Raw genomic sequence first — 21,363 nt, forward strand, 5'->3', positions numbered from 1 at the left:
TGTGCAGCAAGATGTATTTTCGTATACGAAAACATCTTGCCGTCCTTAAGGCCGGGACTTCACTCGCAACTCGTGAAGTCTGAAACTTTTTAAAGATGTATCCAAATGCCAAGAAAGAAACTTGCTAATCCTGATGAAATTTTAAGCCATCCAATTATCATCAGGGTGACGGAAAAAGTATTTAAAAGACTGGAAAAGATTTGTCTGGAAAGCGACTGCCAAAGCGTAGGAGAAGTTGCCCGTAAAATTCTCTCCAATAAAAAGATCAACTGCTTTTACCGGGATGTATCACTAAATGCTCCAATGGAAGAAATGGCTTTAATCCGTAAAGAGCTCAAAGCGATAGGTATCAATATTAATCAGCAAACCCACCGTTTTCATACCAGTGAGAACGAGGCACAGCGGGCATTTTATGTTCTTAAAACTGCAGACCTGTATGAGAAGGTAGGGAACAAAGTAGAAGAGTTATTAATCATCATTTCAAAACTGGCGGAAAAATGGTTGCCAAAATCGTAAGCGGTAAAAGTATCCGTGGAATACTCCATTACAATGAAAACAAAGTAGCGGTTAAGGAGGCAAAGCTCATCCTGGCCAGTGGCTTTGCCACAGAGGTAAATGAGATGAGCGTAAACCAGAAGCTTCATCGCTTTGAACATCTTACCATGCTGAACAGAAAAGTGAAAACCAATGCCATACATATCACCCTTAATTTCGATACGCAGGATAAATTGAATGATGAGCTTTTACAGCGGATTATCAGTACCTATATGAATGGAATTGGCTTTGGCGATCAGCCCTACCTGGCATACAAACACCAGGATGCTGCACATCCACATGTGCATATTGCTACCACCAATATCAAAGCAGATGGCAAACGCATAGACATTCATGGTATAGGCAGAACATTATCGGAAGTAGCAAGGAAAGCTATAGAAAAAGAATTTAAACTTATCCAAGCGGAAGGTAGAAAGCAAAGTAATGGCTTAGGCATCAAAGCAGCAGACATAGAAAAAGCAATCTATGGAAAGACACCAACTAAACGCACCATTACCAATATCGTGAATGCAGTGATCAATAACTATAAGTTTACCTCTCTGGCTGAGATGAATGCTGTTTTAAAGCAGTTTAATATGCTTGCCGACCCTGGAAGGGAAAATACCATGATGTTTCAAAAAAATGGCTTGATGTATAGCATCATCAATCAGAAAGGCGAACAGGTGGGTGTACCCATCAAAGCAAGTGTAATATACGGCAAACCGACTTTATTAAATCTGGAGAAGAAATTTGAGCAAAATCTTGAAAAACGGAAGGTATTTAAAGAACCATTAAAACAAGCGATTAAACATGTATTTCAGAAGTATACATCCCTAAGTAAGTCCACCTTTATAGCAGAACTGGCAAAACAGAAGATCAGTGTCACGTTCCGCACCAATAAACAAGGCTTTACTTATGGAATTACCTTTGTGGATAACAATAATAAAACCGTTTTCAACGGTAGTGATCTGGGTAAAGCATACAGTGCTAAAGCAATTGTGGACAGATTAGGTACAAATGACCAATTACTAAAACCGGAACAGAAAACGTACCTCAAGCCGACCGCGTCTAACAACTATTTCAAACGTGAACGAACGGGTAATAGCTATCTTAAAGCACCTGAGCCAACCATTTACTTAAAGAGCCTACTTGATAAATCTATTACAGATTACGGGAGCAGCATGTCTCGAAAAAGGAAAAGAAAGAAAAAAGGACAAGAGCCGGAACAGCAACAATCTTTTTAACCAATAAAAAACCATATGCAAACAGGAGAAGACACTCAAGGATTACGAAAAATTATAGATTTCACCAGGCTGATCAGTCTGGTGATTTTAAGTATTCATTTTTATATCAGTTGTTATTCAGCATTTTCTCAATGGGGCTATACAGCAGAGATTACTTATCGCATGGTGATGAATATTGCCAAAACGGGGCTGTTCATCGGAATAGTTAAAGCTAAGATTGCAGCCTTAATTTTCTTATTGATTTCCCTGATTGGTGCTAAGGGCAAAAAAGATGAGCAGATCAGGAAAGACAGTATTGTGATTTATATCCTAACCGGATTGCTGTTCTATTCTATGAGTTCTTTGGCTTTCTATCTGGATGCTGAAAGGAATGTTATTGCGTTCAGCTATATCGGCTTAACCAGCTTGGGTTACTTATTAATCTTAACAGGCGGTGTCAGATTATCCAGGTTGCTCAAATCAGTGATGCAGCAGGACATTTTTAACCGGGATAATGAAAGCTTTCCGCAGGAGGAACGGCTGTTGGAAAACGAATATTCTGTGAATCTGCCAGCTGTATATAACTTAAAAGGAAAGCAGCTAAAAAGCTGGATCAACTTTATCAATATGTTTAGGGGATTGCTGATTGCTGGCTCTCCGGGTGCGGGTAAGTCTTATTTTGTCATCCGTCATATTATCGACCAGCATATCAGGAAAGGTTTTACCATGTTTCTTTACGACTTCAAATATGATGACCTCACAAAGATAGCCTATAATAAGCTACTCAAATACCAGAAGAACTATAAAATCAAGCCATCATTTTATGTGATCAACTTTGATGATCTATCCAGAACACATCGTTGTAATCCTTTAGATCCGGCAGGCATGGAAGATATTACAGATGCAACGGAAGCCAGCCGTACCATCATGTTTGGTCTTAACAGGGAATGGATCAAGAAACAGGGCGACTTTTTTGTTGAATCCCCCATTAATTTTTTAACAGCCATCATCTGGTATTTGCGTAAATACGAGGATGGGAAATATTGTACTTTGCCTCACGTAATTGAACTGATGCAGGCAGATTACGATAAATTGTTCGCCATTTTAGAGCAACAGGAAGAAATTAAAGTACTGATCAACCCATTTATATCTGCTTATCATAACAAGGCAATGGCGCAACTGGAAGGTCAGATTGCCAGTGCAAAGATTGGCCTGGCTCGTTTATCCTCCCCGCAATTATATTATGTATTGAGTGGGAACGATTTTACATTGGATGTGAATAATCCTGAAGAACCCAAGATAGTCAGCGTAGGCAATAATCCTCAGAAATTGCAGATCTATGGAGCGGTATTATCGCTATACATATCCAGGATGATCAAGCTGGTTAATCGGAAGAACCAGCAGAAATGCAGCCTGGTGTTTGATGAGTTCCCCACGATTTATTTCAACAACATGGATAGCCTGATTGCTACCGCCAGAAGTAATAAAGTTGCCACAACTTTAGCAGTGCAGGACTTTAGCCAGCTAAAGAAAGATTACGGAGCAGAGCAGGCGGATGTAATCACCGGTATAGTTGGAAACATCATCAGCGGGCAGGTTACGGGTGATACTGCTAAAAAATTATCTGAAAGTTTCGGCAAGATTGTTCAGGATAAAAACAGCATGACCATTAATAGCAGCGATACATCTACCACCAAAGCCACACAATTAGATTATGCCATACCGGCTGCTAAAATCGCAGCTCTTTCATCCGGTGAGTTTGTAGGCATTGTGGCTGATAATCCTGATTGCAAAATTCAACTTAAGGTGTTCCATAGCGAAATACAGAACGATCATGCAGCAATTAAAAAGGAAGAAGAACATTACAAGCCTATTCCTGTGATTGAAAAAGTAAGTACCACAGATGTGATTGAAAATTACAAGCGTGTAAAGCAGGAAGTTGAAGATTTGATTAATGCGGAGCTGTTATTGCTTGATGCAAAGAATAAATTATCTGAGCCGGGAGAGATACCTCCGAAACAAGAAGATGAGGAGGGCCTTGAAGGCAGAGCGATTTCTATGTGATATTATATTACTTAAAGTTTGGTATATCACACATCAAAAAGTACGAGCAGCAGGAAACTATTCTTAGCAGAGCACAACAATTATAGTAAGACAGATAAAGGTGCAATACTAATACAGGGTGAAAAATAGTCGTAAAATATTCTATAATTATAAAAGACTGCCTTAATTATTTTGAGATAGCCTCACTTACAAACCTATGATATACTACCCAGAGAATCAATATTGACTAAAATATCTCCTTTAAATATATTAATATGCGATATCAATTTATTTTCACTTAACATTGTCAAATATGATTTTTTAGAATTTGTGTATTTTAATCCTTCTTTCTTAGAATTTGGTATAGCTTCATTATATTTTGCATCATTTTTTAATGTATATAATAATCCAAATTCTACTGCACGTAGTATAAGATCTGTATCTTGATATGCCATTGGATTAAAATTCTCATTATATCCTCCAATTCCAATGAAATATTTTTTAAGAATTGAAATTCGTCCAAAAGAACCGTCTAAAGGGTTATTACTCGCCTGATGAAGTATAATTTTTGAATTATTTTCAAATAGCTTTATAACAAAGCTAGCACCGTCTACTCCGGTAAAATTATCACAATCTAAGTTAACTAGAATTTCCCCTGTAGCATAATAATGAGCAATATTTTTAGCTGTTGATGCATGCCATTCTATTAAAGTCTTAGAAAGTAAATATTTTAAATAACCACTTTTTAATTCATCTTTAAAATTCTGGACAATCCACTCATGAAGCCCATCATTGCTATTAAAATTAATAAGAACAAATTCTACAATGTCCTTATTATGCCTATTGTCGGATAGATTTTTAGTAAGAGTTTGAGATATTTGATGAAATCTGTTTTTGCAGGTTATACAGAATGAAATTTTTTTCATAATTTAATTCCAGATTACTAAAGCCCCCCTTTTTAATAAAATAAAAATTCTATTGATAATTATTTTTTTAAATGATTCATATTGATTGTCATTGTATTTTATTTGGTTAAGTATTTTAATCACACAATCTTCTAAAAAATGCTTATTAACTAAAGATTTGACTATAATTTTATCAACAGCATTAACTATAATTTCCTCAAATTCAATATTCTTCAAGTTAAATTTCACAATAAATTCATACTCACTTAAATTACAAATGAAGCCCTTAAAAGTAAAATCAATAGCCTTTGAGATTGAATGCTGCTTTACGCTCAGATATTTTAGAGAAGGATGAATCGAAATCTTTTTAAATAAGAAAATATCTCCGTTCTCTATGAGTACAGAGTTTGATAAAAAATGATTTTCTCTATTTCTATATTCATCTCCTAATTCAAATTTGGATAGCTGTTTGAATTTAGTCAATTCAGATTTAAAAGTACTTTTTAACACATGAAAAGCATTATTTTCAATTATATCTTTTATAGCATCAAAAAAAGTTAACAGCGTTTTTTTTAACCTTATATCATGACTCAAGTAAAAATAAAGATTAAATTTTAGATTACCAAGTATTGAGATGGTCTTAGGAAAAGAGTTATAAAGAAGGCTCATTTTAAGATTTTTGTCATCAACATCGATAGAGGGGAAATATGATCTTACTTCATAGGAGATCTCTTTTTTTTGACCTGATAATGACTTATTATGTATTTTATTAAAACTTATTACTTTAAATAAGAGATTATTTATATTCGTATATTTAAATACTTTCTTATAAACACTCTTTTGTGAAATTAAAGAAATAATTTTTTTTGTATATATAACACATTTTCTTTTATAGCTAAGTATATTTGTGTATTCAGATAATTTAAGGAATATTACAGCAGATAAATAAGTATAAATAAATGTTAAGTCAATACAATTAGAATATTTGAGTTTATATTCTTTTTTCTTTTTTTGGATGTATAAAGGATTAATTTTATTATTCATTAAAAACTCTAACTTCAATTCACTTTCCAATACAGAAATTTCACATTCTAATAAAGATTTTAAACTTATAGCAGAGAGTTTGTATTTTTTTTTAATACATTTTGTTTTTTCTAAAAAAAATATGTTTGCAAGTTCAAGCAGAGAATTATTCTGAAAATAAGCACCAGTTTCAATAAGTGAACGCTTGAATAATACGGAAGCTTTATACCTATCTTTTTCATCATAAAATAATCTATAGGTTGACTTTATGTTTCTTTTGTAGAAAAAGCAACTCCTTAAAAAATTTGATATATCTTGATTTATCTGATAAAGTAAAGTTCTATTTCCAGTTAAATCAAAAAAGCTTAACTTTAATAAAAGCAGATTAAATTTCTTCAAATCAGCTTCATTTTTAGAAATTTCCCTATATATTAAACCCTCATTAAATTTCTTAATAACCTTTAAATGTATTAAGAACTTATCATTTTCTGTTATTAAATATAATTGTATAAGCGAGTTTAAATCCTCTATTATATTTTTACAATTTGACTTATAATCTTTTGATAAAAGATGGTTGACTAATAAATCTCCTATCTCAAAAGCTCTAGACCAATGGTGTCTTTTACCTGTAATTTTAAATAGGCTTACGTAATAATTAAGTGAGTCAGCTAGATGTGAAATTCTGTTTTCTTTTTTTGAGAAATAGCAACCAGTTAATAAAATTTGCTTTTTGACTATAGCTTCGAAAGCTTTATTTTCGTCTGCCATCTATAATAATGTTTTCTTTTAGTCTGTTTTTTTTCTACTGAACGGTAAAGTTCGCTTGTCTCTTTCGCAATAACATCCCAGTTATATCGAGCTTTTACAAACGCCTTATTTAGTTCTCCCATTTTACTAAAGTTCAGCCCTCGGATATTATGCATAGAATTTATTAGTCCATTTAATGATGAAGGAGTATAAGTCAAAATGCCTTTTGAATCTATATACTCTGAAACAAAACCAAAATCAGGTATGATTACAGCCTTTCCAAAGCTCATCGCAAGAAGTAAACTTCCTGATGTAGAAATATTTTTATAAGGCAAAACCATAACATCTGCGGCATTAATATAATATTGAACATGATCATTGGGAATATAATCAAAAGCTCCCAGAATTTTATTATTTGAAGCATTTATTAATTCTATAAAATCTTTCAATCCAGTTGTTAGTGAAACTTTACCCACAATAAGTAATTTGACTTTATTATCAGATATTTTGTTAAATATAGAAATTAGCTCTGCTATACCTTTATATTCTCTTATCATTCCAAAAAAAAGGTATATAAAATCACTATTATCTAATTCCAATAATTTCCTAGCCTCTTGTTTTGAAATATCATTTTTATAGAAATCACAATAATTTCCGTGTTTAATTACTACAACTTTATCAAAGTTTGACGGAGATAATTTATATGATTTTATTACATCAGGCTTAATATATTTACTATGTACAATAATTTTATCTACTAAATACTTAGCTAAAATTCTTAAAAAAAATATTTCTATTGATGTGTTTTTATTTTCATGATTACTTATATTATGTATTGTCCAAAATAATTTTACTTTTAGTATTTTCAGAAATAAAACATTTAGAATAAATTTTAAAGATTTAAAAATAGTCTTAATTTGCTTTTCATCTATCATAAAAGTATGTGTCCAGTGAATATGTACAAAATCAAATTGCCTATAGTATTTTATATTTTTTAATACAGACAAGGATTCTAAGTGCTTTGAACTTTCAATAAAAACACCCTCGTAAAATAATTTTTTTTTTAATTCGGACTGATATGGATTAGCATAGAAAAATGGCACAAAAAGACCTTTCATTTTTTAAATTTATTTTAGTTAAAGTTCTTTCTTAACAATTTTGATTTACGTTTTAAATTTCAAAAGAAACTATTAAACTATTAGCCACGGGTATTCACCTTTATAAAATTTCTCTACAGCCTTGTTTCCTAGAAGTATTCCATTAGGTGATCTTTTTTTTAATCTATAATTAAGTGTGTATAAGGACGATGAAGTAAAGTAAGGATATAATGAACTTATTGCACTAAAAAAAATACGATCTGCTCCTAATGGATAATTCCATGCATGACCTATCTTTTTTAATATATCACTTTTTAATGCATAGCAACTTGTGTCAACAACATTAGGGTAGGTAGAATATGGAGGTAAACTTTGCTTATACCAATAAGATGGCCATCTACCTAAACTCTCACAATTATCATTGGTGATAAATTTAGCTTCTTTTGAGAATATTTTTCTAAGACTATATGCCCAATCTAAATTTTCAGATTCTATTATATCAATTAAAGACTCAACATGATTAGGATCATACCAATTATCTTCATCAAGGAAAAATACATAGGGAGAATCAACTAGGTAAGAACAAGCGGCATAAATTCTATGTCCATTGAATCCATTTTGACCCGTGTTATAGGGAAGGACAATTATTTTGTGCTTTGATGAATTAAAATTCTGTAGTATTGAGTAGGCTTCTTCTTTAAATTGTTCCCCATCAATTATAATCAGATGAATTAGATCTTCAAAAGTTTGATTTATTACACTCTCTACAGCCATTTTTAATTTTTTCGTCCCTATTGTGGGAGTTATAATAACTGCTTTAGGAATATTTGTAGACATTAATTAATGATAAGTATAGTATAAAAATAATAAAATTCTTTGAAAGATACTAAATTTGAATTTATGTATCTATTTCAAAGTAAAACCCTTATAGCCAGAATTTATTATAATCAATTAGAATGGAATATTCTTATTACTGATTTTTTAGCTCATTATATAAATAAAAATAAAGAAGCTTTCCTTATGAAAGATTGGAGTATTTCTTTTAGCCAGAATTTAGGAGAGCATATTATATTAGAAATAATAACAACTGGAGATATTAAAAAATTAAAAAGCCAATTATATAAAGAATGTATAGTTTTTTTAGAAAATCATCAGTCTATCACAAAAGAAAAATCCATTCTGGAGAATCGCTATTTTATTAATTTCCCTAATAATTCCATCTGGTTTAATAAAAAAGAAGTGTTACCTGTTCTATTTAAATCATTAAATCCTAAAAATATTATATCTAAAATAATAGTTAATAGTTTTAGTAAGGAAACAATTAATAAAGCAAGAATTATTACGTTAATTTTTTATTTGCAGCTTTGCACTTTAAAAGCTTTCGACCTGAAACTTGAACAACTTAATAAGTTTATATGTGATGAAATTGATGTAGAAGAACAAAATAAAAACAACATAAAAATACAATTAGAGAGCATTAAATCAAATGAAATTTTTCAGGAAATTTTAAATGATGTATTCTACTTAGACCCAAAAGAAGAAGAGCTAAAATGGATGTACGAGTGGTATATGTTTTGCAGGGCAAATATAAATCATTCAAACTTCATAGAATCTTATACTAATTTATGCTTAATATTTATTAATCAATTGGGCTTCACTAAAAACATATTTTTACAAACTAACAGAACTATATATTTTATCATCAAAGAAATTCTTGATAGAAGATAATAATGTAATTATAAAAATATCAAAGAATCGGATAATTTTTTAAGAAAATACTCACCTTTTAGTTCATATCTAATAGGAAGATTTTGTAAGTATAGACTTGCTTTAGCAATTAACAAATCATCCTTAAGCATTTCTGATACTTCATTTATATCTTCATAGTATAATGGATAATTATCACCTAAATATTCAACTATTGATTCAAGTTTGTTTATGAAGATAGGAGTATTTCGAGAAATACATTCAATTACAGTATTATTTGCACTACTATCGAATATATTATCAAATACAACACTAGAGCTTAATAAATTGTCATATAGATTATTATCAACAAAATCAACAATTGAAGTATCACTATTTTTTATGTCTTTAAAAGTAATATTGAAATATTTTAATTCATCTAGGAAAACTTTAATAGAATTTCTACGTATTATTTGAATCTTCATGTAGTCGGTTGCTTTTAATTCATGAAATATTGATCTGCATCTTAACCAACTTCCCATTTGAATAATTTTTTTTTCTTTTAGAAAAGAATTTAAATTAAATACCTTATCTGGAAACTCTGTTGGATGTCTTAATGTTATAATAGGAACATCAAGTCGCTCTTTTAATTTATTTGTTAAGTAATTTGAAAATGTAAAAATACCTTTACAGAGAATTAAATTTTCTTTAAAGTCCTTACAGTCTACGAGTTCTTCTGTTGACAAAGTCTTTACCCAAGGAGGTATATTAGGGGGATTATGGACAAAACCAATCCAAGAACGTTTATAAGGAAGTAAATTTTTAGATTTTAAGATATTCAGTTTCCATCCAAAGCTGTAATCTAAATAACCATCTAATAATATTCCATCAGCACATTCAAACTGTTGCAATAATTCCATAATAAATTTAAATCCACTTCTATGTTCACCAAATGTAATATTGTTTATATTATATTTTAGATCAAATTTCATCATTATAACATATTTAATAAGTTATTTTTCACAATTAAACTAGCATAAGTTTAATAAATTAACTGCCTTACTCTCATTTTAGACCTAATGCTGGAAAAATCAACAGAGTTATGCCAGTTTTCCATATTCGTGTATACAGAGTAAAATTTGAAGGGCTTTTTAAATTACTAAATGTGCAATAGGTTTCATTAATTTACTTTTAGATCAATTTAGCCCCAATGAAAACAAGGCATTATATAAATTTCAATGTTTTTACCTATAAAATCATAGCCATCAAATGGCCCAAATATCTTAATATTGTATATTAATTTGAATAAAATATAAATATTAATTTAAAAATTTTCATGAAAAATGAGAATGTACAAATCAAAATAAGAATTTTTTTAAATCGAACTTCTTGGCATTTTTTCTTGAGTAATTTCATTAAATCCCATCTCATAGAAGATATGTCTAACAATAATAACTTCATAAAGAATTGGTTTATAAATTTCAGCAAAGATAGAGGAGACCATATATTGTTGACTATAATTAAAAATGCAGACTCTAATATACTGGAAAAAAATCTTTCAAAAGCGCTAGAACTTTTTATTTCCAAATACCCGTCTAAAACAGATCCAATAAATCTCCCTATCAATACATTTTTTATAAATTACCCAAATAATAGCTACTGGTTTGAAAAAGAATCTACAATTACTTCAGTAAAATACACTAATGATGAAATAGAATTAAAACAAGTAATTTCTAAAGTAATAACTTTTTCTTTAGGAAATGAAATTATTAATGATGATGATTTATTTACTTTGATGATTTATCTACAAACTAGTGTTTTAAAAGCTGTGAAATCAGATATAAATGAAGCTTATATTTTTTTTGAACAATTTATTAATCGATCAAAAAAAACAATTTATAACTCATATAAAGATAATCTTGAAATAGAAAAAGAAAGAAGATTTTTTCAATATTTTTTCAAAAACAATTTTCAAACTCTATCTGAAATTGTAGACGACATTTGGTTAAGAGATAATTTTAATGAGGATTTTGAGTGGTTAGGTGACTGGGTATATTATTGTAATAGATTTATAAAAAAAAATAATAATATAAATTTATCTTTTACAATAATTAATAGTATAATATTTGACCATTTAGATTTTACTAATAAAGGCAGAGATACAATAAATAAACTAATACTTAAAGCACTAGTTATGAGATTTGTATATCTATTTATTTTAGTTAAAGATATTTTAGTTTAAAATTAATGAAATTTTTAAACTAAAAATAGAAATAGTTTGAAAGTTTAAAAGTATTATTTAACTAACGAATACTTTAAATTGTCAAAAAGTCGTTCAACTAACTTTCTATCATTTGTAATTATTTCAGCACTGCCTTTAATTTCAAATTTAAAATCTAAACTAGTCCCATAGTTAGTTTTTAGTTTATCTGGCAACTCTATTGATACAAGATAAATACTTATCTCTCCGTTTTCAGTTTTGAAACTATTTGTAGTTAATGAAATAGATAGAACTTTCCCTTTTATACTGCCATATTCTTTATAAGGATAGTTATCTAGTTTTATTATGACTTCTTGACCAGCTTTAACTTTTCCAGCTCCCAGAGCAGGTAACATCATTTGACCTATGATTTTACCACTTTTAGGCACCACAGTTAGTACATTTTCACCTGCTTGAATAAATTGATTGTTAGTCCAGAATTTAGAAAACTGTACTCGTCCGTCTATAGGTGCTTTCAACGCAAACTTTTGTTCCCAAACTTTAAAATTATCAGCAAGATCAGTATAAGTTCTCAAAAGATTCAATCTTATTTTTTCTTCTTCTTCATTTTTTTGAATTTTAATTTGTTGAATTTTACTATTTGATTCTTGGATTTTTTCACGAATAGTTGTTAAATTGTTATGCATAGTATGATAAGCGTCTTTTGCTGATAATAGATTCATATCTGATTTATCAATTTCAGCTTCTGTTAATACTTTCTGACTATATAAAACAGAATCTCTTTTATGAAATTTTTTAATTAATCGAACATTTTCATCACTTATTATCAGCTTCTGATTAGACACTTTTAAAATATTCTCTTGCTCTACAAGAACTTTTCTAAGAACTTCTTCTTGTTTTATAAGTAAGTTTGTTTTATGTTGTTTCAAGTATTGATTGAGAGCTTCTATAAATGCATAATATTTTAGATTTAGATCTCCTATTGCCAAATTTCTCGGATAAACTAAATCACTGTTATCATTTATTATATTTATGTTAAATTTTTTTATTATATTATATAATTTCCTTATATCACTTAAGTTAGCTGAATTTTCTATAACTGCTAGATAATCACCTTCTTTTACAATATCCATAGACTTAATATTATTTAAATAGAGTTTACCTGATGAATTAGCAACTAATTTAATTGGCGCAACATTAGAATTAATTGTAATTTCTCCCGAAATAATATCTGGATATCTAATTATCCATCCAAAAATGAATAATACAGCCATTAATATTGATACGAAAATAGTGACGACAGTCCCAAATTTTGTTGGAATTCTCTCAATAATAGTTTGTATTTCTTCTGTTCTCTCGAAATTCTTTGACTCAAATATTTTTTTGCTCATTTATGCTTTTTCGGATAATAAGTTATTATTTACTTTTATTTCTTCTTCAAGTGAGCCTAAATCTACTTGTGCTCTTGCTAGATTATAATATCGTCCTTGTTTTTTCATCAATTCCTCATGATTTCCAATTTCTACTATCATCCCCCCTTGCATTACTACTATTTGATGAGCTTTTCTGATTGTACTTAGCCTATGTGCTATGATCACCACTGTTTTATCTTTAAAAACATCTTCTAAAGCCGTAACAATTTTTTGTTCATTAATACTATCTAAAGAGTTTGTGGCTTCATCAAAAAATAAATAGTCAGGGTTTTTATATAAGGCTCTTGCTATTAGAATACGTTGTTTTTGCCCACCACTAAGTCCTCTTCCTGTCTCGCCCATTATAGTTTTATAACCTAATGAAAGGCGTTCAATATCACCAGCAATATTAGCAGTTTCGACAGCATATTTTAATCTATTGTAATCAATCTGTTCATCATCTAAAACGATATTATTCAAAATATTATCATTGAAAATTTTGCCATCTTGCATAACTACACCACATTTACTTCTCCATTGTTTCAAACTAATATTATTTATATTCATGCCTCCAATCGAAATTTCCCCAAATGATGGTTTATACAGTCTTAATAGTAGTTTTAGTAAAGTAGACTTACCACTTCCGCTATCTCCAACAATAGCAGTGACTTTTCCTTGAGGTATAATTAACCTTAAACCTTTTAGTACAAAATTAGTATTAGGACCATACTGAAATGATACATTATTCAAAATAATATCTTTCTTTGCTGGAAGTTGTATACTGTTATTAACCACATTTAAATCCTCATCTTCTAGCTCATGAATTTCATTTAAACGAAGTAAACTTATTTGTGCAAACTGAGCAGATATTATAAATTGAATAAATTGCTGAACTGGTCCATTCAACATACCAATTATAAACTGTGTAGAAATCATTACTCCAAAGGTGATTTCTCCAGCTATTACTGCTTTTGCACAAAAAAAAGTAATTAGCAAGTTTTTTAAACTATCAATAAATTGCGCTCCTAAATTTTGAGCGTTATTAACCGATAGAACATTTAAATTTACTTTATAAAGTTTTGCTTGTATGCCTTCCCATTTCCAACGCTTATACTTCTCATAATTATTTATTTTTATGTCTTGAATACTTTCTATTGTTTCTACCCAATAACTTTGATTTTTTGCTACAAGTTCAAAATATTCCCAATCTAGCTTTTTCCGAACACTTAAAAAGGCAAGTATCCATACTACATAAAAAATACTTCCAATTAAAAAAGTATAAAAAATAAAATTATTATATATCAATAAAATTATTCCAAAAACAATGAATGTAATACTTGAAAAAATTAAGTTTAAGGAATTATTCATTATAAAATTCCTTATTCGCTCATGGTCATTTGCTCGTTGTAGAAGATCTCCCGTCATTTTTGTTTCAAAAAATGTTATAGGCAATTTCATTAGTTTGATTAAGTAATCAGAAATCAAAGCAATATTTAATCTAGCAGTTACATGAAGTAAAATCCAATCTCGAACGGCATTTGAAAATGTAATACTAACTAAAATAACAATATTCGCAATAAGAACAATATTGATAAAATCTAAATCATGCGTTTGAATACCAACATCTATAACAGCTTTTGAAATGAATGGAAGGAGTGCTTGTAGCGCTGTTACAATCAACATTACAATAAATAGGTTTGCAAAACTTGCTTTGTAAGGAACAAAATAACCGATGATATGCTGAAGACTTTTTTTCTTAGCAGCATTTTCACTACCTTCTCTTATTAAAAAATCTGCTTGAGGCTCTACCGCTAATAAAACTCCTTTGCTTTCTCCAGGTTGGTGCCATTTTTTTTGGAAATCATCATGTGAGTAATCTAAAAGTCCTTTTGCAGGATCAGAAACATAAACTCTTTTTTTTGTAATTTTATAAACAATAATAAAATGGCTATTAGCCCAATGTATAATACAAGGTAAAGGTACTTTTGAGTATAAATCTAAAAAAGAAGATTTAATAGATAATGTACGCAAACCAATATCTTCTGCTGCATAACTTAAATCTAAAAAAGAAACTCCCTCTTTCGTAATCCCGCATTTATCTCTAAAATGTTGTAAAGAATAATATTTACCATAAAATTTTGCAATAATTTTTAGACAAGCTGGACCACAGTCCATCATATCTAGTTGTCGTTCATGTGGAAACTTTTTTAGTATCATAATATTTAACGTGAGTGCAAGATAAGAAAGAGTAGATTAATTTAGATTATTTAAAACATAATAATCTGTATATCAAACAGTAAGAATATTTATTATATTATATTTAGGAACTACAATCCATACTTACTTCTGATAAAACTATTGAAATTTTTGTAAAAGTTGATGATTTCTGCAAAGAATTTGAAGCTGAAATATATAAACATCAATTAGATGCTGGTAATCATAAGGTTAGAAATCAGGAAGGCATCCCTTGCTGATGTAGTCTTCTCCTATAACCGATTTGTAGAACTACAACAATGTGTAGCAGTACCTATGATATTATTCTTAAAAACCCACTGTTTATGACGTTCCAGAGGAATAAATTTTATTGATTCCACACATATTAAAGTTTGTCATAATCGGCGAGTCCACAACCACAAGGTATTTGCTGCTGTAGTAGAATGGGGGCAATGTTATATTAGTTGGTTTTATGGATTCAAACTACATCTGATATTAACGATAAAGGCGAAATAGTCGGTACTTAAAAAGTATATATATTTATGATTGTCAATACTTTGTGTATGATTTTAATGTGAAATAGTTGCAAGATTTGTTATATTCTTATCGTAAACGTTGCAAATATTCTAATGCCTCCAACTAAACACCAAAGCATCAAACCAGCTTATTTTTCACTTTTGAGCACATCCTAAATCGCCACCATACCTTATTTTTACTTGCCAATAGATAGATTGGAGTGTTTTTGAAAAGGCCTTTGCCCCACTCTATTGTAAGGATAACGGTTGTCCGGCCAAGCCCATAGTTTAATGGTGGGTTTACTGATGTTAAAACATATCCGTAACGTATCAGATGAAAGCGTTGTGGAGCAATGGAGCGAGAACAATTATTACCAATACTTTTGTGGAGAATCTACTTTTGTTTGTGGAGTTCCCTGTGAGGCCTCAGAACTGTTTCATTTTAGACATCCTATTGGGGAAAAGGAGTTGAACTGATTTTGCAGGAAAGCATCAGGGTTAACGGCAAAGACGGTCATGATGATACCGTGAGTATAGACACCACGGTACAGGAAAAGAACATCACCTATCCCACTGATGCAAAACTGCACAAAAAGATTATCACCAAATGTCAGCAGATTGCCTCAGATCTGCAGCTTACTGTTCGTCAAAGTTATACACAGACTTTGAAGAAATTAAGTAGAGACCAAAGGTTCAAAAATCATCCCAGAAACAAAGCAAAGGCAAGAAAGGCAGATAAAAAGATAAGAACCATTGCAGGCAGGTTTGAACCTATTATCGGACATGTTAAACAAGACTATAGGTTAAACCGCAACTTTTACAAGGGAATAGTGGGCAATAACATCAATATCATGCTTGCTGCATCTGCTTTTAACTTCAAAAGGATGATGAATAAATGGAAATTATCTTTTGTAGCTTCTTTTTACAATGGCAGCTCCTTCTAGTGTGGGTGTTTATAAACTGACAAAAAAAATCTGCAAGATCATCCCAATAAATTATACCTTGAAAAATTAAATTTGACTTTTAAGATTCGACCAAATATTGTCTTTTTTTCTTACAAAGGGGTAATATGGACAATCGAAATATTAAATTAATAACCGCTATGACTCAAGATAGTTTGGGTATATTATTCGGTGATAAGGTCTACATATCTATAGCTTGGCTGCTTTACTCTGGAGTAACGGAATCCAAATGATTACTAAACCTTGTAAAAATATGAAAGACTTCAATATCTCTCAGGCCTACAGAATAATGCTTCGTAGAAGGCTATTATAGAATGTGTAAATAAACTAAAAAAATATCTGCAAGCTCTAGCATACTCGTCATCATTCAATTAATAACTTCTTGATTAATACTATGGGTTTTCTTTGTGCTTATCATTTCTTCTCTAGAAAACCTTCTATTAATACTATTTTTAAAGATTACGATAGACAACTCCTTTTAACTGCTTAAACCGAACTAACGTTTTTTATCAAAGCTATGATTTTAAAATAGGTATTTAATATTAAAACTACTCTAATAGATGATAAATCTAAAAATGACATCTTTTTATAATGATTAAAAACCTTTCCAATTAATTATATTTTGTTTCAACTTTATTTTAAGATTAATAAACTAAGACTAAAATTAACAAAACTTAATATTTTACAGCCCTGTAACATAGCCTTAAATATTATACTCATATATTTAAAAAAATACTAACATGAAAATTGTTTTTAAAATTTAAAAAAAAGGTATATATTTAGACTCAAATACTAAAATTAAATTTATATCATTTTAATATGAAAAAACTCAAACTTAATTTAGCAGAATTAGAATTAATTAGTGAAGTTATTGAAAATAAAGAGTTAAAAACGATCAAAGGTGGTTATGATTGGTTATATAACTTTTATAATACTCATGGTGAAGGTACTTATTCTGGTGCTTTTGTAGATAATTGGTATGATACAAATTATTATTCTCAAGATCCTTGGGGTAATTATGGAGGTTACGGAGCCCCAAACAATCCATTGCCTCTTGCAGAAGTTATAGTAACAGGAAGCTCTAGTAATAGCTCTTCTGTATATGATGCAATTTCTTTGATGTTGTCCTCACTAGGTTTAGCTGCTGACCACGCTCAGGTTGCTGCAGCTTATGCAGGTATAACGTCCAAGGGTATACAAATCACAGGTACTGCTTTTGGAGTTTTAAGTGTCGGACAAAATATATACGAAATAGCTAGTGGCGATGGAGATGCCTTAGATTATGCTCAAGCTGGGGCAGGACTAATGCTTTTAGGGGCAGGTGGCGGTTTTTTAATTGCTGGCGGGGCATTGCTTGCTGCAAGCGAATTATATGAAATGGTAACCGACCCTAATTCTCCTTATTATGCTCCATAATAATGTATAATGTTAAAACAAATTTTATTAAAATACTATTTTGCTTTATTTAGTATAAAAAACAAATCTAACAATTATGGCGATGATAACCCAGCTTGGCGATACGTTTTTCTTCAAGTTTGCGCTACTTCCATGTTTATTAATATAAGTATTGCTTTTAGTTTAGAATTTTTTTTGGATCTAAAATTGAGAATCTTCCATCTTGGGAGTCCTCTCTTTTTTATTATATTTTTAATTATTCCATCTGTTTTTATTTATTATCTATTATATAATATTTACAAAATTCACAAAGATGGTAGAGATTTACCAAAATACAATATTACAAAAGCAACAGAGACTTGTGCCTGGATTTTTATGATATTAATGGGGGTGTTGACGATTTTTTTAGCACATTTAAGAAACCAAAACATTTAGCAGTAATTTGTTAATAATTTTTGGTTAAATAATGAAGAAATGCAATTATTAATATTGTAATAAATGACTTATTAATAATAAGTGTTTAATCTGTTAATAGTAAATTTTTACAAATAAAGGCATTAATTGATTCATATTAATAATTATTGATTTAATAATCGTGTATTTTTTATTAGAATCATACACATAATTATTTAGTCAGTCTTTGAAAATAGCATAAACGATTGCTAATTAGTTATTTATGTTGATTTTTTTGAGAAATATTTGCAAGCTTTGTTATATTTATAACATAAAACTTGCAAATATTTCTAATGCTTCCCAATAAACCAGATAATCAAACCAAATCATTTTTTCACTTTAGAGTACACCTTAAATCGTCGTCATCCTTTATTTTTGCTTTTCTTCAAAATAGATTGGACTGTTTCTTAAGATCCATGCCCTACTTTATTATAAGGAGCTCAGCCGTCCGGCCAAGCCTTAACGCTTAATGATTGGTTTACTGATGTTGAAACACATCCGTAATGTATCAGATGAAAGCGTAGTGGAACAATGGAGCGAAAACAATTATTATCAATACTTTTGTGGAAAGTCTACTTTTGTATGTGGCTTACTCTGTGAGGCATCAGAGCTGGTTTATTTTAGACATTTTATTGGAAAAAAGGAGTTGAACTAATTTTACAGGAAAGCATCATGGTTAACGGAAAATACGGTCATGATAATTCAGTGAACCTAGATACCACGGTAAAAGAAAAAAACATGACCTATCCTACTGATGCAAAACTGCACAAGAAGATTATCATCAAATGTCAGTAAATAGCATCCGAGCATCATTTTCCTGTTTGCCAAAATTATACCCGTACTCTGAAAACAGTAAGCCGCGACTAAAGGTTCAGAAAGCATCCTTAAAACAAATTAAGGCAAGAAAGACAGACAGATTGGTAACAAAACTAGAAAGAAATTTACTGACTGGCTTTAAATATCTTGCGAGTCTGGCATTGTACAAAAAGGTGCTGGCTCAAAAAAGAGAAGATAAGGATAAGATTTACTCGCTACATGATCCGGAAACCTGTTGCATCTCTAAGAGAAGGCCCTGAAGTCATATCAGAAAAACTGGATGCATGGTGCAAGTGTAACAACATCAATCTGATTTTTATTCAACCTGGAAAGCCAACTCAGAACGCTTACGTTGAACGATGCAATGGAACTTTCAGACGAGAACTTCTAAACGCTTATGTATTCAGGACACTGAATGAAGTGAGGGAGAAAGCCGAAGAATGGATGCTGGATTACAATAACCACCGTCCACACAAGACACTAAACTTTAAAATACCCGCAGATTTGCTGCTGAAAATTTAAAGAGGAAATTCTACTTTGATTGACCTGGAAATAGAGAAAGATTACAAAAGGGCATCTATAGGACCAATTACCGGACATTTCAAACAAAATAACAGACTTAATCGTAAGTTTTACAAGGGAATACTGGCGATAACATCAATATTATGCTTGCAGCAGCAGTTTTTAACTTTAAAAGGATATTGAATAAATGGAAATCATCTTTACCAGTTCCTTTTTACAGGGGCAGCTTATCCTTCTTTTTTAAGGCTCGACTATTTGGAGTAGCAAAAAGTGAGTTTGATATTAAAATTATAGTAGATATTTTTTTTAACGCCAAAGTAATGGAATCTAAATAATTTTTTACTTAAATAATAAATGATTCTGGCTGGAAGTTTTTATATACTTTCCCGTTTCCATATCCATGTTCATTAACTACAATGCGATTATTTAGTTGATTTTCGTCCATAATTACTCTATTTTTTATCTGATTAAAACACATTATTATTGCATCAATCAAATCTGAGTTTTTTAATTCAAAAAAACGCTGCTTCTTGTCACCATTAATAAAAATATACTGAGTGTGGGAATTGTCATATTTAAGTTTTTCAAGTTTCTCACTGTAAATATCAATACCTGATCTAGACCTCATCCAAGTACCTTCTTCTACTTTATCATCCTTGAAAGAAAAATCATATTTATATATTGAAGGGCAAGAATACAAATTTTCATTATATCCTTCAATACAATGATTTCTTTTATTATCGATTAAAGTAAACTTATTGTAACAAAAATTGCTATAAAAAATAATAAATTCTGTTGCATGAGGTGTTAAATAACTTACCAAGACTTCCTCTAAAAAATTATGTGCAAATTCGTTTAAAATTCTACACTTATTTCCATGTTTTATAGATGTTAAATATTTTCTATCTATTGCTTTTCTTTTTAATCCAGCTAATTCTAGTCTAGAATAAAGATCGATATCTTCAAATCCATATCCCTCCATTCTTTCATCATATCCTTTCAGCTCATTAAATTTATTTTTGGTTAGACATACACGACCCAATACATCCTTAGAAAATTCTGAATTATTAAACATCATCCCTGTTAAAAAGAAATCTTTGTGTATGTTAAAAATAGAATTTAAATAAGTAGCAAATCCTTGTCCAGTGTAGTTATCAGCATCCAAATTACATACTAGATCACCCTTAGCTAATTTAAAGGCCAAATTTCTAGAATGGCTTCTCTTAAAATAAGATGGTTCAATAGTTTTATAATATACAAGTTTCTTGTTTTGTATATAATCGTATAGTTCTTCTTTTATGTATTCTTCAACTTTATCTGAAGAGTTATAATCGAGCACAACAAATTCACAATTTTCATAATCTTGATTGCTTAATATATTAATAGGTAATGTTTGCTGTAAATGTTGTACTCTATTCATAACAGTTATACAGAAAGAAATTTTATAATATATCACTTGTTTTGCAGTTAAGTAAGTAATAAGAAATATGAAGATTTAAAGAAAATGACTTGAATAATAGATTGGCATATATTATCGAATTTTAAAATCATTAAGTGATGATTGTATGCTGATAACTTTATAATAGTGTAAATAT

General features: G+C 29.9%; 17 protein-coding genes and 3 pseudogenes. 12 read left to right on the forward strand and 8 right to left on the reverse strand.

Annotated features, from left to right (window positions below):
* Positions 1-105 precede the first annotated feature (105 nt).
* Genes B2745_RS11905 through mobC form a run of 3 tightly spaced genes read left to right on the forward strand, consistent with a single transcriptional unit; the run spans position 106 to position 3,821 of the window.
* Positions 106-516, forward strand: coding sequence for a mobilization protein (locus tag B2745_RS11905; RefSeq protein ID WP_304066840.1), 411 nt, complete (start codon positions 106-108; stop codon positions 514-516).
* On the forward strand, positions 498-1,778 hold the full coding sequence (locus B2745_RS11910; RefSeq protein WP_304066843.1) for a relaxase/mobilization nuclease domain-containing protein: 1,281 nt from the start codon (positions 498-500) through the stop codon (positions 1,776-1,778). The genes B2745_RS11905 and B2745_RS11910 overlap by 19 nt, the downstream gene beginning before the upstream one ends.
* A gap of 15 nt (positions 1,779-1,793) precedes the next feature.
* A complete protein-coding gene (gene mobC / locus B2745_RS11915; protein WP_304066847.1) occupies positions 1,794-3,821 on the forward strand; it encodes a conjugal transfer protein MobC in 2,028 nt (675 codons plus the stop codon).
* 194 nt (positions 3,822-4,015) lie between these two features.
* Here the strand turns inward: mobC and B2745_RS11920 are convergent, their stop codons facing one another.
* The 4 genes from B2745_RS11920 to B2745_RS11935 all read right to left on the reverse strand — a co-directional run bounded on the left by B2745_RS11920 (position 4,016) and on the right by B2745_RS11935 (position 8,409).
* Positions 4,016-4,726, reverse strand: a complete 711-nt coding sequence (locus B2745_RS11920; protein ID WP_304066849.1) for a glycosyltransferase family A protein — start codon at positions 4,724-4,726, stop codon at positions 4,016-4,018.
* Positions 4,727-4,729: 3 nt separating this feature from the next.
* Positions 4,730-6,496, reverse strand: a complete 1,767-nt coding sequence (locus B2745_RS11925; protein WP_304066854.1) for a hypothetical protein — start codon at positions 6,494-6,496, stop codon at positions 4,730-4,732.
* Positions 6,463-7,593, reverse strand: coding sequence for a glycosyltransferase (locus B2745_RS11930; RefSeq protein ID WP_304066857.1), 1,131 nt, complete (start codon positions 7,591-7,593; stop codon positions 6,463-6,465). Before B2745_RS11930 ends, B2745_RS11925 begins: the two co-directional genes overlap by 34 nt.
* 72 nt (positions 7,594-7,665) lie before the next feature.
* Complete coding sequence (locus B2745_RS11935; protein WP_304066861.1) at positions 7,666-8,409, reverse strand: glycosyltransferase family A protein; 744 nt, start codon at positions 8,407-8,409, stop codon at positions 7,666-7,668.
* Positions 8,410-8,448: 39 nt separating this feature from the next.
* Here B2745_RS11935 and B2745_RS11940 point away from each other — a divergent pair, with 39 nt between their 5' ends.
* A complete protein-coding gene (locus tag B2745_RS11940) occupies positions 8,449-9,300 on the forward strand; it encodes a hypothetical protein (protein WP_304066864.1) in 852 nt (283 codons plus the stop codon).
* 8 nt (positions 9,301-9,308) lie between these two features.
* Here the strand turns inward: B2745_RS11940 and B2745_RS11945 are convergent, their stop codons facing one another.
* Entirely contained in the window at positions 9,309-10,253 is a 945-nt protein-coding gene (locus B2745_RS11945; RefSeq protein WP_304066866.1) for a hypothetical protein, read from the reverse strand.
* 341 nt (positions 10,254-10,594) lie between these two features.
* On the opposite strand from B2745_RS11945, the gene B2745_RS11950 reads away from it, so the two are divergent.
* Positions 10,595-11,500: a hypothetical protein gene (locus tag B2745_RS11950; RefSeq protein WP_304066869.1), complete on the forward strand. Its 906-nt coding sequence runs from the start codon at positions 10,595-10,597 to the stop codon at positions 11,498-11,500.
* Positions 11,501-11,553: 53 nt separating this feature from the next.
* Here B2745_RS11950 and B2745_RS11955 read toward each other — a convergent pair whose 3' ends face one another.
* Both B2745_RS11955 and B2745_RS11960 read right to left on the reverse strand, forming a co-directional pair.
* Positions 11,554-12,870 carry an HlyD family secretion protein gene (locus tag B2745_RS11955; RefSeq protein WP_304066871.1) on the reverse strand — a complete coding sequence of 439 codons (1,317 nt, stop codon included), beginning with the start codon at positions 12,868-12,870 and terminating at the stop codon, positions 11,554-11,556.
* The gene (locus tag B2745_RS11960) at positions 12,871-15,108 is read right to left on the reverse strand and encodes a peptidase domain-containing ABC transporter (RefSeq protein WP_304066874.1); all 2,238 of its coding nucleotides are present in this window, start codon (positions 15,106-15,108) and stop codon (positions 12,871-12,873) included.
* Positions 15,109-15,227: 119 nt separating this feature from the next.
* On the opposite strand from B2745_RS11960, the pseudogene B2745_RS17035 reads away from it, so the two are divergent.
* The 7 genes and pseudogenes from B2745_RS17035 to B2745_RS11990 form a co-directional block, all read left to right on the forward strand.
* Positions 15,228-15,623 (forward strand): annotated as a pseudogene (locus B2745_RS17035) (transposase); the annotation flags it as partial.
* A gap of 167 nt (positions 15,624-15,790) precedes the next feature.
* Positions 15,791-16,564, forward strand: a pseudogene (locus B2745_RS11970) (transposase).
* Positions 16,565-16,655: 91 nt separating this feature from the next.
* Positions 16,656-17,072, forward strand: a pseudogene (locus B2745_RS17040) (transposase); the annotation flags it as partial.
* A gap of 329 nt (positions 17,073-17,401) precedes the next feature.
* The gene (locus tag B2745_RS11975; RefSeq protein ID WP_304066877.1) at positions 17,402-17,998 is read left to right on the forward strand and encodes a hypothetical protein; all 597 of its coding nucleotides are present in this window, start codon (positions 17,402-17,404) and stop codon (positions 17,996-17,998) included.
* A gap of 9 nt (positions 17,999-18,007) precedes the next feature.
* Positions 18,008-18,412 (forward strand): hypothetical protein, encoded by a 405-nt coding sequence (locus tag B2745_RS11980; protein WP_304066879.1) that lies wholly within the window; start codon positions 18,008-18,010, stop codon positions 18,410-18,412.
* 487 nt (positions 18,413-18,899) lie between these two features.
* Entirely contained in the window at positions 18,900-19,085 is a 186-nt protein-coding gene (locus tag B2745_RS11985) for a transposase (protein WP_304066882.1), read from the forward strand.
* Between the two features lie 380 nt (positions 19,086-19,465).
* A complete protein-coding gene (locus tag B2745_RS11990; RefSeq protein ID WP_414691932.1) occupies positions 19,466-19,768 on the forward strand; it encodes an integrase core domain-containing protein in 303 nt (100 codons plus the stop codon).
* Between the two features lie 343 nt (positions 19,769-20,111).
* Here B2745_RS11990 and B2745_RS11995 read toward each other — a convergent pair whose 3' ends face one another.
* Complete coding sequence (locus B2745_RS11995; protein WP_304066885.1) at positions 20,112-21,224, reverse strand: glycosyltransferase family 2 protein; 1,113 nt, start codon at positions 21,222-21,224, stop codon at positions 20,112-20,114.
* Between the last annotated feature and the right edge of the window lie 139 nt (positions 21,225-21,363).

Origin of the sequence: Pedobacter glucosidilyticus, assembly GCF_002483235.1 — a bacterium.
Lineage (GTDB): Bacteria > Bacteroidota > Bacteroidia > Sphingobacteriales > Sphingobacteriaceae > Pseudopedobacter > Pseudopedobacter glucosidilyticum_B.

Excerpts from the sequence above, each read along its gene's own strand:
- B2745_RS11905 (WP_304066840.1), top strand. The coding sequence starts at position 106 with ATGCCAAGAAAGAAACTTGCTAATCCTGATGAAATTTTAAGCCATCCA.
- B2745_RS11910 (WP_304066843.1), top strand. The coding sequence starts at position 498 with ATGGTTGCCAAAATCGTAAGCGGTAAAAGTATCCGTGGAATACTCCAT.
- mobC (WP_304066847.1), top strand. The coding sequence starts at position 1,794 with ATGCAAACAGGAGAAGACACTCAAGGATTACGAAAAATTATAGATTTC.
- B2745_RS11920 (WP_304066849.1), bottom strand. The coding sequence starts at position 4,726 with ATGAAAAAAATTTCATTCTGTATAACCTGCAAAAACAGATTTCATCAA.
- B2745_RS11925 (WP_304066854.1), bottom strand. The coding sequence starts at position 6,496 with ATGGCAGACGAAAATAAAGCTTTCGAAGCTATAGTCAAAAAGCAAATT.
- B2745_RS11930 (WP_304066857.1), bottom strand. The coding sequence starts at position 7,593 with ATGAAAGGTCTTTTTGTGCCATTTTTCTATGCTAATCCATATCAGTCC.
- B2745_RS11935 (WP_304066861.1), bottom strand. The coding sequence starts at position 8,409 with ATGTCTACAAATATTCCTAAAGCAGTTATTATAACTCCCACAATAGGG.
- B2745_RS11945 (WP_304066866.1), bottom strand. The coding sequence starts at position 10,253 with ATGATGAAATTTGATCTAAAATATAATATAAACAATATTACATTTGGT.
- B2745_RS11950 (WP_304066869.1), top strand. The coding sequence starts at position 10,595 with ATGAAAAATGAGAATGTACAAATCAAAATAAGAATTTTTTTAAATCGA.
- B2745_RS11955 (WP_304066871.1), bottom strand. The coding sequence starts at position 12,870 with ATGAGCAAAAAAATATTTGAGTCAAAGAATTTCGAGAGAACAGAAGAA.
- B2745_RS11960 (WP_304066874.1), bottom strand. The coding sequence starts at position 15,108 with ATGATACTAAAAAAGTTTCCACATGAACGACAACTAGATATGATGGAC.
- B2745_RS11975 (WP_304066877.1), top strand. The coding sequence starts at position 17,402 with ATGAAAAAACTCAAACTTAATTTAGCAGAATTAGAATTAATTAGTGAA.
- B2745_RS11980 (WP_304066879.1), top strand. The coding sequence starts at position 18,008 with ATGTTAAAACAAATTTTATTAAAATACTATTTTGCTTTATTTAGTATA.
- B2745_RS11985 (WP_304066882.1), top strand. The coding sequence starts at position 18,900 with ATGATTGGTTTACTGATGTTGAAACACATCCGTAATGTATCAGATGAA.
- B2745_RS11990 (WP_414691932.1), top strand. The coding sequence starts at position 19,466 with ATGATCCGGAAACCTGTTGCATCTCTAAGAGAAGGCCCTGAAGTCATA.